Source organism: Chryseobacterium potabilaquae (assembly GCF_902728265.1).
Lineage (GTDB): Bacteria > Bacteroidota > Bacteroidia > Flavobacteriales > Weeksellaceae > Chryseobacterium > Chryseobacterium potabilaquae.
Window position 1 is genome coordinate 1 of the sequence record NZ_CACVBR010000020.1, and the last position, 16,156, is coordinate 16,156.

13 protein-coding genes are annotated in these 16,156 nt (G+C 32.0%); 9 read left to right on the forward strand and 4 right to left on the reverse strand.

Going from position 1 to position 16,156, the window contains the following annotated elements; all coding sequences use genetic code 11:
* Positions 1–262: 262 nt before the first annotated feature.
* The 3 genes from CHRY9293_RS11275 to CHRY9293_RS11285 form a co-directional block, all read right to left on the reverse strand.
* Positions 263–1,717 carry an LptF/LptG family permease gene (locus CHRY9293_RS11275; protein ID WP_162033072.1) on the reverse strand — a complete coding sequence of 485 codons (1,455 nt, stop codon included), beginning with the start codon at positions 1,715–1,717 and terminating at the stop codon, positions 263–265.
* A 100-nt stretch (positions 1,718–1,817) separates the two neighbouring features.
* The gene (locus CHRY9293_RS11280; RefSeq protein WP_162033073.1) at positions 1,818–2,465 is read right to left on the reverse strand and encodes a LolA family protein; all 648 of its coding nucleotides are present in this window, start codon (positions 2,463–2,465) and stop codon (positions 1,818–1,820) included.
* Between the two features lie 56 nt (positions 2,466–2,521).
* A complete protein-coding gene (locus tag CHRY9293_RS11285; protein ID WP_162033126.1) occupies positions 2,522–5,029 on the reverse strand; it encodes an FtsK/SpoIIIE family DNA translocase in 2,508 nt (835 codons plus the stop codon).
* A 440-nt stretch (positions 5,030–5,469) separates the two neighbouring features.
* On the opposite strand from CHRY9293_RS11285, the gene ccsA reads away from it, so the two are divergent.
* The 3 genes from ccsA to CHRY9293_RS11300 all read left to right on the forward strand — a co-directional run bounded on the left by ccsA (position 5,470) and on the right by CHRY9293_RS11300 (position 10,082).
* Positions 5,470–8,733 carry a cytochrome c biogenesis protein CcsA gene (gene ccsA / locus CHRY9293_RS11290; protein WP_162033074.1) on the forward strand — a complete coding sequence of 1,088 codons (3,264 nt, stop codon included), beginning with the start codon at positions 5,470–5,472 and terminating at the stop codon, positions 8,731–8,733.
* A 211-nt stretch (positions 8,734–8,944) separates the two neighbouring features.
* Positions 8,945–9,811, forward strand: coding sequence for an SPFH domain-containing protein (locus CHRY9293_RS11295; protein WP_162033075.1), 867 nt, complete (start codon positions 8,945–8,947; stop codon positions 9,809–9,811).
* A gap of 73 nt (positions 9,812–9,884) precedes the next feature.
* A complete protein-coding gene (locus tag CHRY9293_RS11300) occupies positions 9,885–10,082 on the forward strand; it encodes an Arc family DNA binding domain-containing protein (protein ID WP_162033076.1) in 198 nt (65 codons plus the stop codon).
* A 107-nt stretch (positions 10,083–10,189) separates the two neighbouring features.
* On the opposite strand, the gene CHRY9293_RS18605 is transcribed toward CHRY9293_RS11300, so the two are convergent.
* A complete protein-coding gene (locus tag CHRY9293_RS18605) occupies positions 10,190–10,354 on the reverse strand; it encodes a hypothetical protein (protein ID WP_185153215.1) in 165 nt (54 codons plus the stop codon).
* 162 nt (positions 10,355–10,516) lie between these two features.
* Between CHRY9293_RS18605 and amaB the strand changes: the two genes are divergently transcribed.
* From amaB to CHRY9293_RS11330, 6 genes are all read left to right on the forward strand, one after another.
* The gene (amaB, locus tag CHRY9293_RS11305) at positions 10,517–12,067 is read left to right on the forward strand and encodes an L-piperidine-6-carboxylate dehydrogenase (RefSeq protein WP_162033077.1); all 1,551 of its coding nucleotides are present in this window, start codon (positions 10,517–10,519) and stop codon (positions 12,065–12,067) included.
* 89 nt (positions 12,068–12,156) lie between these two features.
* Complete coding sequence (gene lat / locus CHRY9293_RS11310) at positions 12,157–13,482, forward strand: L-lysine 6-transaminase (protein ID WP_162033078.1); 1,326 nt, start codon at positions 12,157–12,159, stop codon at positions 13,480–13,482.
* Positions 13,483–13,545: 63 nt separating this feature from the next.
* Positions 13,546–13,773: a DUF2007 domain-containing protein gene (locus CHRY9293_RS11315; protein ID WP_122547150.1), complete on the forward strand. Its 228-nt coding sequence runs from the start codon at positions 13,546–13,548 to the stop codon at positions 13,771–13,773.
* 106 nt (positions 13,774–13,879) lie between these two features.
* On the forward strand, positions 13,880–14,395 hold the full coding sequence (locus tag CHRY9293_RS11320; RefSeq protein WP_162033079.1) for a GNAT family N-acetyltransferase: 516 nt from the start codon (positions 13,880–13,882) through the stop codon (positions 14,393–14,395).
* 117 nt (positions 14,396–14,512) lie between these two features.
* On the forward strand, positions 14,513–14,968 hold the full coding sequence (locus CHRY9293_RS11325; protein WP_122547152.1) for a transcriptional regulator: 456 nt from the start codon (positions 14,513–14,515) through the stop codon (positions 14,966–14,968).
* Positions 14,969–14,970: 2 nt separating this feature from the next.
* Entirely contained in the window at positions 14,971–16,155 is a 1,185-nt protein-coding gene (locus CHRY9293_RS11330) for an efflux RND transporter periplasmic adaptor subunit (RefSeq protein WP_162033080.1), read from the forward strand.
* Position 16,156: the final 1 nt, after the last annotated feature.

The window sequence follows — 16,156 nt, forward strand, 5'->3', positions numbered from 1 at the left end:
ACACGCTTTAGCACACAATTTAAGAAAGAAAGTTGCTTAAAGAGAGTAATTTTCATTTTTTCTGAGACATTAAAAAACTTTATAGCAAAAAAAACCGCCTCAATTTTTGTTGTGAGACGGATTCTTTTTTTTGATCATTATGTAAAGAAAGTAAGGTGTCAGATTTAATTATTTACTTTTGTTTTTAATCTGTATCAAATTTTCAGGACGAGACAAGATAAATAAAAAAGCCGTCGTAATTAATTATGACGGCTTTTTTATATTACTGATATCTTTTATGTTCTCGATTTTTTGTGAATCTTTTTGTGATAGGTTTTAATAAGGCTTTATATTTCTCGGCATCAAATAATTGTGAGTCGGTAAGCGCTTTATAGGTCATCCAAACACCAAAAGGAAAGAGTATAATATTGGGAAGCCATGCAGCAAGATATGGATTCATATTGCCTGCCCAAGCTACATTTTCTACCCCTACGTTGATAATATAGAAAATAATAAAGATAACAATAGCGATGATTACCGGAAGCCCCATGCCTCCTTTTCTAATAATAGAGCCTAAACTGGCACCAATTAAAAAGAATATAATACAAGTAAATGAATACGTAACAATTCTTTGTTGGTAAATAATAACTTTACTATAATATTTTACGCTAGGAATTATTTCATTGTTTTTTGCTTCAATATTGAGTTTTAAGTTATCTAATCTATCATACGCACTATAAATCATTTCGAGTCTTTTATCTGATTTTACAGTATCTAATTTGACTTGTTGCTTTGGTTTTGCTTTGGTTTTATTTTTATCCATATAGCTAATTACCGTATTAGCCTGATTTAAAATTTCATCACCAGTACTAGAAAAAAACTTTGCATTTTCTTTTTTATTTTTGACGATTTCTTTATTTAATTCATTGTATGTCTTAAAACGGTAATCATCGGTAATTTGCTCTTCTTCTATTGCCTTATTAATAATTTCACTAACATCGAAGTGAGAGACTAAAGTATCAAATTTAACGGCTTGATCAGGCTGATTCAATCTTGCATTTTCATTTTTTCCGGCAAAGGCATCTTCAAAAATATAGCCATTATACAGCACAAGCTTTAGAAAATCTTTATTAGCAGCAGGAAGAAACTTTCCTTTTTCAGCGACAATTGATTGTTGGTTTTCATAGGTACTGGCTTTTCTATGGACAAATACTCCTTCTATATTTTGCCCATCTTCACCATAAATCTTATCAAATTTTACCATATATCCTGGAATTTGATCTATAAACTGTCCTGGAGTGAAATTAAGAGCGGGCTTTGTTTGTGCAATATTAAAAAGCATATTTTTAGCTTTCCTCTGAAAATCCGGTATAATATTATTAGAGAAAAAATAGAGCATTATAGATAAGATAGTAGTTACTCCCAATAGAGGAAGCATTACCCTTGTTAAGGATATTCCTGCAGCTTTCATGGCGGCAAGTTCGTATCGCTCTCCAAATTCTCCAAAAGACATGATCGCTGCCAATAGAATGGTAAGGGGTAATACCATACTGATTACACTTACACCAAGGTAAAATAAAAGTTTAAGGATTTGCCAGTAGCTAAGTCCTTTTCCCATAAATTGCCCCAGTTGTACCCAGATGATATTTACAATAAATATAAAAAACAACACACTGAATATGAAAAAAAATGGTCCAAAAAAGGTCTTTATAATATATCGGTCTAGTATTTTTAACATTTGCCAAAATTAATGAAAAAGCCACAAAGTTTACTTTGTGACTCTTATATTTTATATTTTTTTATAATAGTAGGGAAGCTATTTTTTATCTTTTCGCTTTTTAAAGCTCTGTAATAATATAGTTTTTATATTTATTTTTATCAAAAACAAACATATTAGGATCCACATCTTGATTTTCTTTGTATTCTTTGATAGCGATTACCGCAACATCTTTATTATTTCCATGTTGCTCAATCTTTACCATCTGTTTTTTTGTAGAATCTAAGAAAAGATATACATACTTTATCCCATTTGCTTTTATAGGAGTAAGTTTAATAAAATCAGTACTTATCCCATTTACATTTTTTTTACCATTATAGGTTACATTATATTCGTTTCTATAGTTGGTAAGATAATTAATAGGGGAGAACATAGTGCTACTGCCATTGGGTTTTGCAATAGTAACTTCCATATCATCACTATTGATATTATAGATTTTATTACCATCAAATACTTGTTCAGTATCCATGATTTTTAGTTTATATTTATCTCCAGCAGTATAGTATATACCTGGTTCTGTTTTGGTAACGAGTCCATTAATACCACTTCCAAAAGAAAACTTAAAGTAGGAATTTTTTTTTGAATTATAATTTGCTGTTACATCATCTAGAATTTTTTTTGCTTTCGCATCTATTGTCTGTGCATTAGCTAATCCTACTGTAACTATCGTGATGCTAGTTAATATAATTTTTGAAATGATCTTCTTCATTTTTTTATTTAATAATCTTTAGAAATCTATCAATTAAAGATAAATTAATTTTTTATTTAATTACGTAATTCGTCCAAAAACTGTTCCAAAGAATGGAGATCGCTAATCAACACTTCTCTAGCTTTTGCTCCATTAAAACCTCCTACGATACCAATTGCTTCAAGTTGATCCATAATTCTTCCTGCTCTATTGTAGCCTAATTTCAATTGTCTCTGAAGCATAGATGTAGAACCTTGTTGTGTAGAAACAATTATTCTTGCTGCTTCTTCAAATAACGCGTCTTTTTCATTCGGATCAAAGGCTCCTACGCCGCTGCTTGAAGAATCTTCCGAAACATATTCCGGAAGCACAAAAGCTGAAGCATATCCTTTTTGTTCTCCAATATATTCTGCAATTCTTTCCACTTCCGGGGTATCTACGAATGCGCACTGAAGTCTCAATATTTCATTTCCGTTAAAGTAGAGCATATCTCCTTTTCCAATAAGTTGATCTGCTCCCGGAGAGTCCAAAATAGTTCTTGAATCAACACTTGAGATCACTCTAAAAGCAGCTCTTGCAGGGAAGTTGGCTTTAATCATACCCGTAATTACATTTACTGAAGGTCTTTGTGTAGCAACGATTAAGTGAATGCCTACCGCTCTAGCTAATTGGGCTAATCTTGCAATAGGAAGTTCTACTTCTTTTCCTGCTGTCATAATAAGATCTGCAAATTCATCAACAACCAAAACAATATAGGGTAGGTATCTATGCCCGTTCTCAGGATTTAATTTTCTTTCTGCAAATTTTTTGTTATACTCTTTTATATTTTTACAAAAGGCATTTTTAAGAAGGTCATATCGTGTATCCATTTCAATACACAATGAATTTAAAGTATTAATTACTTTGTTTGTATCTGTAATGATTGCCTCTTCTGCATCGGGAAGCTTAGCCAAATAATGTCTTTCAATTTTTGAATATAATGAAAGTTCTACCTTTTTGGGATCTACCATTACAAATTTCAATTCACTTGGGTGTTTTTTGTAAAGTAAAGAGGTAAGAATAGCATTGATTCCTACTGATTTTCCCTGACCTGTTGCTCCGGCCATAAGCAAGTGAGGCATCTTTGCTAAATCTGCCATGAAAATTTCGTTAGATATCGTTTTACCAAATACCACGGGCAAATCCATATCCGTATGCTGAAACTTCTGTGACGAAATAACTGAACGCATGGACACCATTGTTGGGTTTTTTCTAGGAACTTCAATACCAATAGTACCTTTTCCTGGCATAGGTGCAATGATTCTGATTCCTAGGGCAGAAAGGTTGAGTGCAATGTCATCTTGTAGTTTTTTGATAGCAGCAACTCTGATTCCTGCTTCGGGAACAATCTCATATAAAGTTACGGTAGGTCCTATGGTTGCTTTAATTTCAGCAATACCTACATTAAAGTTTTTAAGTAATCCTACAATTTTATTTTTATTTTCTTCTAATTCTTCTTTATTGATTGAGATCTCTTCATTTCCATAATCTTTCAATAAATTAACTGTGGGCATCTGAAAATTTGCTAAATCTAAAGTGTGATCATAAAGACCGTGTTGCTCTACAAGTTCTTGAGATTTTTTATCCACATCATCTAAAATATCTACTACAGGAGCAACTTCAACATTAAACTTGATATCTTCTTTTGGAGTAATATCAAAAGCTTGTTCAAGAGTGGAAGTAGGAAGAACAGGCTTCGTATTGATATTTAAGTTAACTTTTTGTGAATGATCTTCATCATTTTCTACAAAAGAAGTATGATTGGGTGTAGAAATAGTTTCTACCGTATTTGAAACAGTAATAGTAGAAAAGTCTTTACTATTTTTTGTTTCTTGTTCAACTATTTTATTATTGTCTTTTGGAGTTGATTTAATAGGTTCTATATTCTCAATTTCGTCATGAAGATCATGATCAGATTCAAAGCTTTCATCAGAATTAGGCATCATTGATTTTACTTTTCCAATAGTATTTTCATTGATCTGATTTAATTTTGCTTTCACAGAACTAGGTCGAAGATTGAATTCTAAAATAAAATATAAAGCAATACTAGCAACCAATACAAGCCAAAGACCAACAGTTCCAATGATGGTATTAAGTGAATCCATAATTTGATAGCCATACACTCCACTTAAAACACCTTGCCCTTTAGTAATAGCTCCCATTAAAATTGGAACCCAACAAATGAAAAATAAAGAATGACCTATGGTTTTCCAAGGTTTAAATATCTTTTTTTTCAATATAAGCGTACCAAAAACTAAAACTAGAAATGAAATAATGAAAGAAGCAACGCCGATACTTTCAAATATGAAAATATTCCCTAACCAATCACCTACTTTACCAAATACATTTGAAGATTTTATGCTCTTGTCAAACATTGTTCCTGCTTGGCTTTGATCCGCTTTCCAATTCATCAAATAAGAGATGAAAGAAAAAGTAAGAACAACAGAAAAAAGTATAAATGTAAGCCCTAAAAATATACGTGGCTTAGATAATATTTTGCCTTTATCAGGCGATTCCGTCTGCTTTATTACTGTCTTTTTATCCATAATATATGTCGACAAATTTAGCGTTTTTTCGATATTAAATGTATCTTTTTTTAATCAAAAGACAAGAGGTTTTTTCTAATTATATGATCCATAACCTATACCTGAATTCTTCAAAACATTTTTAAATTTATAAATAGACCATAATACTTATGTTGTGAATAATTTCAACGGCTGTATTAAATTGGGAGGCAATTTAATATAGACAATAATTAAATTTTTCTCTTCATTTAAAATTTATTAAATAGATTAAGTAATTTTTCAATATTGTGACTTAAATTTAATTGATTGGTATTTTTTAAGTTTTTATTTTTTACAAAACGGCTGCGTTATTAAGAATGATTCAAAATAACACTTGTAGGACCTTAAAATGATAAATAACAGCTTTTTTTACTGACCTTTAAATAAATCATTCTTACTTTTGCATGTCAAGTAAATAAATCATGAAGAAGATCCAGGATATTCTTATTTCTACCAGAACAATGGCCGTTTTGTTACTGGTATATGCATTTTCAATGGCTTATGCAACATTCTTAGAAAATGACTATGGTACCCCCACCGCAAAAGCCCTAATTTATGAAGCAAAATGGTTTGAATTGATCATGTTTCTGCTTATCCTTAATTTCATAGGAAATATTGGAAGATATAGATTATGGAAAAAAGAAAAGTGGCCGGTATTGGTTTTCCATCTTGCTTTTATATTTATTTTTATAGGAGGAGCAATTACCCGATATATCAGTTTTGAAGGGACTATGCATATCCGGGAAGGAGAAACTTCTAATGAAATAGTCACTGACAAAAATTTCTTTAAAATTCAAATTGAAGAAAAAGGGGATGTACTAAATTATCAAGATATTCCTTATTTAATGTCTCCTTTACATAAAGATCTTAATGCGACCTATGATTTTCACGGAAAGCAAATAAAGATTGCTGCCAAAGAATATGTTCAGAGAAAGAAAGACAGCTTAGTTGTAGAACCCAATGGCACAGAATATCTTCATTTAGTATCTACAGGGAATACAGGAAGACAAAATATTTATATTAAACCGGGAGAGACAAAATCTATCAATGGTACATTGGTAACCTTTAACAGAACTATTGAAGGGGCAGTCGAATTTAAAAATGAAGGAGGCAAACTTTTTATAAAAACGCCGGTAGATGCAAGTTATATGACGATGGCTACTCAAGCAACAGGAAATACTGTAAAAAATGAATATCAACCCTTGGCATTAAGAAGTTTATACAGTATTAATGATCTGAAGTTGGTGGTTCCTGAGGGGCTTAAAAAAGGAAGATTGATGGCTTTTGAAGGAGATAGAAAAAAGGATCAGAATGTTCCTGATGTGTTGACTATAGAAATTCAGGGACCAAAAACCAAACAGTTGGTGGATCTGTCAGTAGAAAAAGGAAATCCAAATGCTTATAAGCAAATTACAATGGATGGATTAAATATGATGGTAGGATTCGGTCCTAAAATTTACAATACACCTTTTGCTCTTAAATTAGATGATTTCGTTATGGAAACTTATCCTGGAAGCTCATCTCCAAGTGCCTATGAAAGTCATATTAAAATTATTGATGAAGGGAAACAAACTCCTTTTAAAATTTATATGAATCACGTGCTTAATCATAAAGGATATCGTTTTTTTCAATCGAGTTTTGATCCAGATAGAATGGGAACCGTATTATCTGTAAATCATGATTATTGGGGGACATTAATTTCCTATATAGGATATGCATTATTATTTGGAGGAATGTTTTTTATTTTCTTCTGGAAAGGAACTCATTTTTGGAAGCTTAATAAAATGCTGAATGATGTTAATAAAAAAAGATCAACAGTCATTATTTTATTATTTTTAAGTTTGGGATTACAGGCTCAGAAAATTGAAACTCATGGAACGACAGATGGTAGTAGAGAGCATATTCATGTAGAAGGTGATAATCATAATCATGCTACCACTTCTGAAACGCCAGCATCTCAAAAAACTCAACAAAATTCTTTAGCGGCACCACTCAGTAAAATGAGAATGATTTCTGCTGATGAAATCATTGCAAGAAATAAAATAAGTAAAGAGCATGCAGATAAGTTCGGGTATCTTTTAGTTCAAAATTATGATGGAAGAATTGTTCCAATAAATACGGAAGCACTTGATGTATTAAGAAAACTGTATAAAAAAGATGAATTTAAGGGAACTGATGGAAAATCTCTTACCGCAAACCAATGGTTTCTTTCAATTAATACAGATACTCCTAGTTGGACGATGGTTCCAATGATTAAAATTGGCACGAAAGGAGGGGATGAATTAAAAAATAAAACAAAGGCTAATGATGATGGATATACTTCATTGATGAACCTTTTTCCTTCTGATTCAAATGGAAATCTAGCATACGTTTTAGAGCAGGATTATAATATTGCTTTTCGTAAAAAACCTGCTGAACAAACCAACTATGATAAAGAAGTAATTTCCGTTAATGAAAGAGTACAAATTTTTAATGAATTTTTTAGTGGACAATTTATGAGAATTGTTCCGGTACAAAATGACCCCAATCATACTTGGCATTCTTGGTTAGATCAAAAGTTTGAACCCGATATGGAATCTCAGCAAGTAATGGGTCCATACTTTGCACAAGTTTTAACAGCACAACAATCAGGAAATTGGAGCAAAGCTGATGCTGAATTGGTAAAGCTTTCAGAATATCAGCAAAAATGGGGTAAAAGTGTAGTTCCGGCAAAATCGAAGGTTGACCTCGAAGTTTTTATGAATAAGATGAATATTAATTTTAAACTATTAATTTTCTATTCTATTATTGGAGGGCTATTGTTGATTTTAGGTTTTGTTGAACTCTTTAAACCCAATAAAATTTTAAATAAGAGCATTAAAGTAATTATTGCTTTAGGTGTTATTGGATATATTTTCCATTTTCTAGGACTAGTGGCAAGATGGTATATTTCTGGACATGCTCCTTGGAGTAATGGTTATGAAGCTATTATTTTTATTTCTTGGGTAGGTATAACTGCAGGATTATTATTATATAGAAATTCTAATGCACTTATTCCGGCAGCAGGATTTATGGTAGCAGTAATTATGATGGGATTTGCACATGGAGGTTCTGCATTAGATCCGCAAATAACACCTCTAGTACCTGTATTGAAGTCGTATTGGCTTATTGTTCACGTGGCTATTATTACATCAAGTTATGGCTTTTTTGCTTTATCTATGATTATTGCGGTTATTTCTTTGGTATTTTATATTATTTCAGGAAAAGAAATGTATAAATTACATCATGATACCACATTAAAAGAATTGGCGATTGTTTCTGAAATGTCACTAACAATTGGGCTTTTTGCATTAACAGTAGGAAACTTTCTAGGAGGAATTTGGGCAAATGAATCTTGGGGGAGATATTGGAGCTGGGATCCAAAAGAAACTTGGGCATTTATTTCAATTATGGTATATGCTTTTGTTTTGCATATGAGATTAGTTCCGGGATTGAGAAGCAGATGGGCATTCCATGTAGCAACTATGTTTGCATTCTGTTCAATGGTGATGACTTATTTTGGAGTAAATTATTATCTAAGTGGGCTTCATTCATATGCAGCAGGAGATCCGGTTCCGGTTCCGGCTTGGGTTTATATTGGAATTTCAACAATGCTGTTACTCTCAATAGCTTCCTATTTCAAGTTTAAGAGTTTGAATAAAAAATAAGTTTAGCATTTATAATATAAATTAAATCCCGGATTTTTTCTGGGATTTTTTAGTCTTAGAAAGCCTCTAATTACCTATTTAAAATTGACTCGTAGATTTTGAATTATAATGGATATTATATAAAGGTTATTTTTTTTAGAGTATATATAATTTGGTATTATAAAAAATCATATCTTTATGATATCAAAATAATATCAATAATAATAATATCATGGAAAAAGTTTTAAAGCCAATGTCAGGGTATCTTACCTTAGTTATTTGTCTCGTTTTATTCATTCTTTCAATTTATTTTTTTGTGAATGGAGTAGAGCAAAGTATCCCTTTTGTAATTGTATCCATCCTTTGTTTTTTTCTTTCTTGCTTTTTTCTTAAAGGCTTAATGATTATCCAACCCAATCATTCAAGGATACTTAATTTCTTTGGTAAATATGTGGGAAGTGTAAAAGAAAATGGATTATTTTTTATTAATCCCCTATATACTTCTCAAAAAATGAGTCTTCGTTCTGAGAATTTACAAGGACAAACTTTAAAAGTGAATGATAAGATGGGTAATCCTATTGAGATTGGGGCTGTAATTGTATGGAAAGTGGGAGATACTTATAAAGCAGCGTATGAAGTAGAGAAGTATACAGAGTATGTGAAAATGCAAAGTGAAGCAGCAGTAAGACACTTAGCGGTAAGTTTTCCTTATGATAATTTAGAGGATGAGCATGCAGATATTACATTAAGAGATGGAGGAGAGCAAGTTAATAAAATATTAGAACAAGAATTAAGTGAGAGATTAGCTCCGGCGGGAATTATTATTCAGGAAGCACGAATTACCCATCTTGCGTATGCGTCTGAAATTGCAGGAGCAATGCTACAGCGGCAACAAGCTACGGCAATTGTGGCAGCTAGAACAAAGATTGTAGAAGGGGCTGTTGGTATGGTTGATTTAGCATTGAAGAAACTATCTGAAGATAATATTGTAGAGCTTGATGACGAAAGGAAAGTTGCTATGGTAAGTAATTTAATGGTAGTTTTGTGTGGTGAAAAAGCGGCAACTCCTATTTTGAACACAGGAACATTATATAATTAATTTTTCTATTTCTTGAAGGAGTTGAATTTAGATTTTAATGATTTATTAAAATCAGACAATTAGAATATAAAAAATGAAATCTCAAAAAACAGGCAATGCCTCAGAGCCCAAAGGAAGGAAATCATTTGTTATTAGGATTGATGAATCGACCTATAAACTTCTTGAAAAATGGGCAAATGATGATTTTAGAAGTGTAAATGGACAAATTGAGTACTTACTTAATCAAAGCCTTATTAGTGCGGGGAGGAAGAACAAAGAAAGTAAAAATTGAAGTTTTTAATTTTCTAAAGAAAGCACTTTTCTATAGAAAAATATGAATATAAAAAGCAAATGAAAAGCAGAGAAATTTTCTCTGCTTTTTATATTGTAAATATACTATCAATCCAGGATGTTGGTAATATAATTTCCGATAATGGAACAGAAGTTTTTCCCTAAAAAATATATTAAAGTGGAAGTAATAATCCCCTTTACGGTGAAAAATATAATACCGCCGACACCAAAACGTTTAAACCACTGTTTCCATTTTGAGTTTTTCTTTTCCATACGGTCATTTAAAGTCTGATTTTCCATTTCTGAAATTCAAAAGATTACAGGACAAAGATAATTATGTTTATAATTAGTCCAAATAAAAATGTGTTAAAAAAATTAAAATTTTGCGATTCAAAGAATATTTTTAACTTTAGGCAAAACGAAAAGTAAGATTTTATGTCTAAAAAAGTAAAGGATTTTGGGATTGAAAAAACACTCAAAAATTTAGGGATTAAGGAGGAGAATAAAGGAACTTCAGTAGGAGGAAAATATTTCGCATCAGGAAAAATAATAGAAAGTTTTTCACCTGTAGATGGTAATTTAATTGCTAAAGTAAAAACTTCTGGAAAGAGCGATTACGATAAGGTAATAGAGACATCGCAAAAAGCGTTTCAGGAATTCAGACTGATGCCTGCTCCCAAAAGAGGAGAGATTGTAAGACAGTTGGGCCAAAAATTAAGAGAATACAAAGACGATCTTGGAAAACTTGTTTCTTACGAAATGGGTAAATCTTTACAAGAAGGACTGGGAGAAGTTCAGGAAATGATTGATATTTGTGATTTTGCTGTTGGATTATCTAGGCAGCTTCACGGCTATACAATGCATTCTGAAAGAGCAGGACACAGAATGTATGAACAATATCATCCTCTTGGAATAGTAGGAATTATTACGGCGTTCAATTTTCCTGTTGCTGTTTGGGCTTGGAATACAGCACTAGCATGGATTTGTGGAAATGTGACTATTTGGAAACCATCTGAAAAGACTCCACTTTGTGCTGTTGCCTGCCAAAATATCATGATGGAAGTTTTAAAAGAAAATAATTTGCCTGAAGGTATTTCAAGTGTACTGGTTGCAGATCATGAAATTGGACAAAAATTAGTGGAGGATAAAAGGGTTTCTTTAATTTCTTTTACAGGATCAACAAGAGTTGGAAGAATGGTTTCTTCTAAGGTTGCGGAAAGATTCGGAAAATCAATTCTTGAGTTAGGCGGAAATAATGCAATTATAGTGTCGAAAGATGCAGATCTTGATATGTCCATTATTGGAGCTGTTTTTGGAGCAGTAGGAACTGCAGGACAGAGATGTACAACAACAAGAAGGCTTATTATTCATGAAAGTGTATATGATGAAGTGAAGAAAAGACTGGTAAAAGCATATGGGCAGTTGAAAATTGGAAATCCTTTAGATGAAACAAATCATGTAGGGCCTCTGATTGATACAGATGCTGTACGTCAGTATGAAGAAGCGGTTAAAAAATGTCAAAAAGAAGGAGGTAAGTTTATTGTTGAAGGAGGTGTTTTAAAAGGTAAAGAATATGAGTCCGGTTGTTATGTAAAACCCTGTATTGCAGAAGTGAAAAACTCATATGAAATTGTTCAGCATGAAACCTTTGCTCCGATTTTATATCTTATAAAATACAAAACACTAGAAGAAGCAATTGCTATTCAAAATGATGTTCCTCAAGGTCTATCATCAGCTATTATGACACAAAACTTAAGAGAAGCAGAATTATTCCTTTCTCATGCAGGTTCAGATTGTGGAATTGCTAACGTTAATATAGGAACTTCCGGGGCTGAAATTGGAGGAGCTTTTGGTGGAGAAAAAGAAACTGGTGGTGGTAGAGAATCTGGTTCAGATGTTTGGAGGTATTATATGAGAAGGCAAACCAATACAATCAATTATACAACAAATCTTCCTTTAGCGCAAGGAATTAAATTTGACCTGTAAACATTTAGCTTAAATACAACAAAAAAATTAAAACCACGAATAATTAAATATACTTTAACAATTCGTGGTTAAATCACAACAAAAATAATATGGAACATACATTAGACATACCAGCAAATAAAGTAAAAAGCACAGTAGGTAAGCACGTGTTAGCAGATGGATTCGATCTTGTTATGGATATTGAGAAATCTCATGGTTCATGGCTATATGATAAGCTTACGAATAAAGAATATCTAGATATGTTTTCCATGTTTGGCTCTGCTTCTATTGGTTATAATCACCCATACTTGTTAGAGAGATCTTCTTGGTTGGGAAAAATGGCTGTTAATAAACCTACTTTAGCGGATGTATATTCTGAAGAATATGCTCATTTTCTTGAAGTATTTGAAAGGGTTGTAATTCCTGAAGAGCTGCAATATGCATTTTTTATTGAAGGAGGGGCTTTAGCTGTTGAAAATGCGATGAAAGCATGTTTTGACTGGAAAACGCATAAAAATTTTGAGAAAGGCAGCAATATAGAAGCGGGAATCTGTATCCATTTCAGACAGGCATTTCATGGGAGAAGTGGATATACTTTGAGTTTGACAAATACTTCAGACCCAAGAAAATACCAGTATTTTCCAATGTTTGATTGGCCAAGAATTCTTAATCCTAAATTGACTTTTCCTATTACAGAAGAAAATTTAGAAAAAACAATTGATAATGAAAAGCTAGCATTAATTCAAATTGAAGAAGCGATATTAATGCATCCGGATAAGGTAGCTTGCATTATCATTGAGCCTATCCAGGCAGAAGGAGGAGATAATCATTTCAGAGATGAGTTTTTATTAGGTCTAAGAAAGATTTGCGATGATAACGAGATTCTATTGATTTTTGATGAAGTGCAAACAGGAATTGGTATTACAGGGAAAATGTGGGCTTTTCAACATTTTACAGCAAAACCGGATATTATTTCTTTTGGTAAGAAGACTCAGGTTTGTGGAGTTCTAGCTAATAAAGAAAAATTTGATGAAGTACCTAAAAATGTTTTTAGAGAAAGTTCAAGAATTAATTCTACTTTTGGGGGGAATTTTATTGATATGCTTCGATTTCAGTTAACTATGGAAGTGATTGAAAAAGAAAATCTTGTTGAAAATGCAAAAAACGTTGGGGAATATCTACTAGAAAATTTACAAAAACTAGCTGAAAAATACCCTGAAAAAGTTTCTAATGCAAGAGGAAGGGGTTTAATGTGTGCCATAGATTTACCAAGTCATGAACAAAGAAACACTTTAAGAGACATTCTTTTTGAAGATGGTTTAATTATTTTAGCTTGTGGAGATCAATCACTTCGTTTTAGACCTCATTTAAATGTTTCAAAAGAAGAGATTCAACTTGCAATAGACAAAATAGAAAATAATATTAACAAAATTTAAAATACCGACTTGTAATTTTAAAAAAATCATCGTATATTTAGATACTGAAAAATGATATAGAATATGGAAAGAAGTACACGAGTATCAGTTTTTGAAAGTGATAACCCTTCAGAAATTCAGTTAATCAAATCTAAATTAGATGATGCCCAAATTGTTAATGCCGTTGAAAATAGTTATTTGACTTTTACAACAACACCTACGGCAACATCATTAAAAGTAATGGTAGATTTAGAAGATGAGAAGAAAGCGTTTGAAATTATAGATTCCTTTCTTCAACAAAATGAAAATTAATAAAAAACAATTTCATAATTTTAAATTTTACTACTTCAAACCGAAAATTAATGCAAATTAGTTTTCGGTTTTTATTTTTTATCAGCTAAAAAATATAATATAAAAGATGAATTCAGAAGAAATTACCTTAAGGAAAGCAGAGATAGATGACAAAAATGTTATTTGGGGCATTATACAACAGTCCATTGAAAGACGAAGACAAGATGGTAGTACTCAATGGCAGGATGGTTATCCTAATGAAGAGACTGTAGAAAGTGATATCGCTAAAGGGTTTGGATATGTTCTCACCATAAATGGTGAAATTGCCGTTTTTGCCGCTTTAATTTTAAATGATGAACCTGCTTATAGTTCCATTGAAGGAAAATGGCTAAGTGATGGAGAGTTTGTAGTTGTTCATAGAGTTGCAGTAGACGAAAAGTTTGCAGGCAAAGGGATGGTAAAAAAACTGTTTGACCATATAGAAGGTTTTACAAGATCTCATGGAATTCAAAGTATAAAAGTTGATACTAATTATGATAATATAGCAATGCTTAAAATTCTTGAAAGTAAGGGATATTCCTATTGTGGTGAAGTTTTTTTGGCCGGAGGGGTAAGAAAAGCATTTGAGAAGATTATAATTTGAGCAAAAAGTTAAATTGATTTTCATTGAATTTTTAAAACGTACTCTATTTATAATGTCTATTAAGTTTGTTCGTTTGGTTCAGAACTAATTTCTACATTTGTTTCATACTTTTATATTATGAATCGAAGTATAGAAATTGACGAAAAAATTTTCCAAGATGCTGTGAAATTTTACGGGGTTATTTTTAATATCCCACTTTTAGCTTCAAAAATATATGCATACCTCCTCTTCGATTACGAAAGAGGAGGTATTACTTTTGATGAATTTGTAGATGTTTTTTCAGTCAGTAAAAGCTCTGTGTCAACAAGTATTTCATTATTACTAAATGCTCAGCTCATCATTGATCATAGTAAGATGGATGAAAGAAAAAGATATTTTTTTATAAATGATGAGTACAAAAAAATAAGATTTGAAAAAATAGTTCAGAAGATGCAAGATGAATTAAAACTAATAGATGATCTCAATAATTTTAAAAAAGTTGAAGACATTGAATACAATACTAAAATGGAAGCTTACAAAGCCCTTTTAAATAAAAATATAATAAATATTCAAGAATCTCTTAATAAACTATAAAAATGAATAACAAGCTAGCTATACTTTCTTTCGCCGTATTTTCATTAACGGCCTGCAAAAAAGAAGCTCCGAAACAAGGAGGTCCAAAACCGTATCCTGTCGTTTCTGTGGAAGCAAAAAATATAACAGGATATCAGACATTTCCTGCTACTATTCAAGGGAGAATAAATAATGATGTACGGGCTAAAATACAAGGATATATTACCCAGGTTTTAGTAGATGAAGGACAATATGTGACAAAGGGACAACCTCTATTTCGCCTTGAAACAAATATATTGAATGAAAATGCAGCAGCTTCTAAAGCGGGTATTGGAGCTTCAGAATCGAGCATAGCTGCAGCACAAGCTTCAGTGAATGCAGCTCAAGTGGAAGTAAATAAACTAAAACCCTTAGTACAAAAGAATATTATTAGTGATGTCCAGCTCCAGACAGCACAAGCTAATTTGGCTCAGGCTCAGGCACAGCTTCAACAAGCAAATGCAGCCAAAAGACAAGCGGTAGCAAACTATAAAGGAGTGGAGGCTAATATTGAATATTCTATAATTCGTGCTCCTATTTCAGGCGTAATTGGAAAGCTTCCTTTGAAAGTGGGTAGCTTGGTTGGACCTACTGATCAAACACCTTTAACAACCATTTCGGATACTTCCGAGATATACGCCTATTTTTCGATGAATGAGAAAGAGTATTTTGATTTTCTAGAAAAATCTCCCGGAGCTTCAATGCCTGAAAAAATTAAGAATCTTCCTATGGTGGATTTGCAATTAGCCAATGGTAGTATTTATTCTGAAAAGGGAAGAATTGAAGCAATAACAGGGCAAATTGATCCTACAACAGGAACTATTCAATTTAGGGTAGGATTTACTAATGCTCAAAAACTCTTAAGTAATGGAAATAGTGGAACTATTCGATTCCCACAAACCTATGATAATGTATTGGTAGTTCCGGAAAGTGCTACATATGAACAACAGGGTATTGTCTATGTTTATAAAGTAGAGAAAGATACAGCTAAAAATGTGGTAATTGATGTTATTGACAGAATTGATAATATGGCTCTCATTAAATCTGGAGTTAATAAAGGAGAAACAATAATAGCAGCAGGGATTGGAGGCTTGAAGTCCGGAACTGCTGTTCAACCAAAACCCGTTAAAATGGATAGTCTTGTTCAATCAATAAAACCGAAATTCTAAG

What these genes read in the sequence shown, in the direction of transcription:
- CHRY9293_RS11295 (WP_162033075.1), top strand. Translation starts at nt 8,945, where the DNA reads ATGGAAAAAGTTTTAAAGCCAATGTCAGGGTATCTTACCTTAGTTATT.
- lat (WP_162033078.1), top strand. Translation starts at nt 12,157, where the DNA reads ATGGAACATACATTAGACATACCAGCAAATAAAGTAAAAAGCACAGTA.
- ccsA (WP_162033074.1), top strand. Translation starts at nt 5,470, where the DNA reads ATGAAGAAGATCCAGGATATTCTTATTTCTACCAGAACAATGGCCGTT.
- CHRY9293_RS18605 (WP_185153215.1), bottom strand. Translation starts at nt 10,354, where the DNA reads ATGGAAAAGAAAAACTCAAAATGGAAACAGTGGTTTAAACGTTTTGGT.
- CHRY9293_RS11315 (WP_122547150.1), top strand. Translation starts at nt 13,546, where the DNA reads ATGGAAAGAAGTACACGAGTATCAGTTTTTGAAAGTGATAACCCTTCA.
- CHRY9293_RS11325 (WP_122547152.1), top strand. Translation starts at nt 14,513, where the DNA reads ATGAATCGAAGTATAGAAATTGACGAAAAAATTTTCCAAGATGCTGTG.
- CHRY9293_RS11285 (WP_162033126.1), bottom strand. Translation starts at nt 5,029, where the DNA reads ATGGATAAAAAGACAGTAATAAAGCAGACGGAATCGCCTGATAAAGGC.
- amaB (WP_162033077.1), top strand. Translation starts at nt 10,517, where the DNA reads ATGTCTAAAAAAGTAAAGGATTTTGGGATTGAAAAAACACTCAAAAAT.
- CHRY9293_RS11330 (WP_162033080.1), top strand. Translation starts at nt 14,971, where the DNA reads ATGAATAACAAGCTAGCTATACTTTCTTTCGCCGTATTTTCATTAACG.
- CHRY9293_RS11320 (WP_162033079.1), top strand. Translation starts at nt 13,880, where the DNA reads ATGAATTCAGAAGAAATTACCTTAAGGAAAGCAGAGATAGATGACAAA.
- CHRY9293_RS11300 (WP_162033076.1), top strand. Translation starts at nt 9,885, where the DNA reads ATGAAATCTCAAAAAACAGGCAATGCCTCAGAGCCCAAAGGAAGGAAA.
- CHRY9293_RS11275 (WP_162033072.1), bottom strand. Translation starts at nt 1,717, where the DNA reads ATGTTAAAAATACTAGACCGATATATTATAAAGACCTTTTTTGGACCA.
- CHRY9293_RS11280 (WP_162033073.1), bottom strand. Translation starts at nt 2,465, where the DNA reads ATGAAGAAGATCATTTCAAAAATTATATTAACTAGCATCACGATAGTT.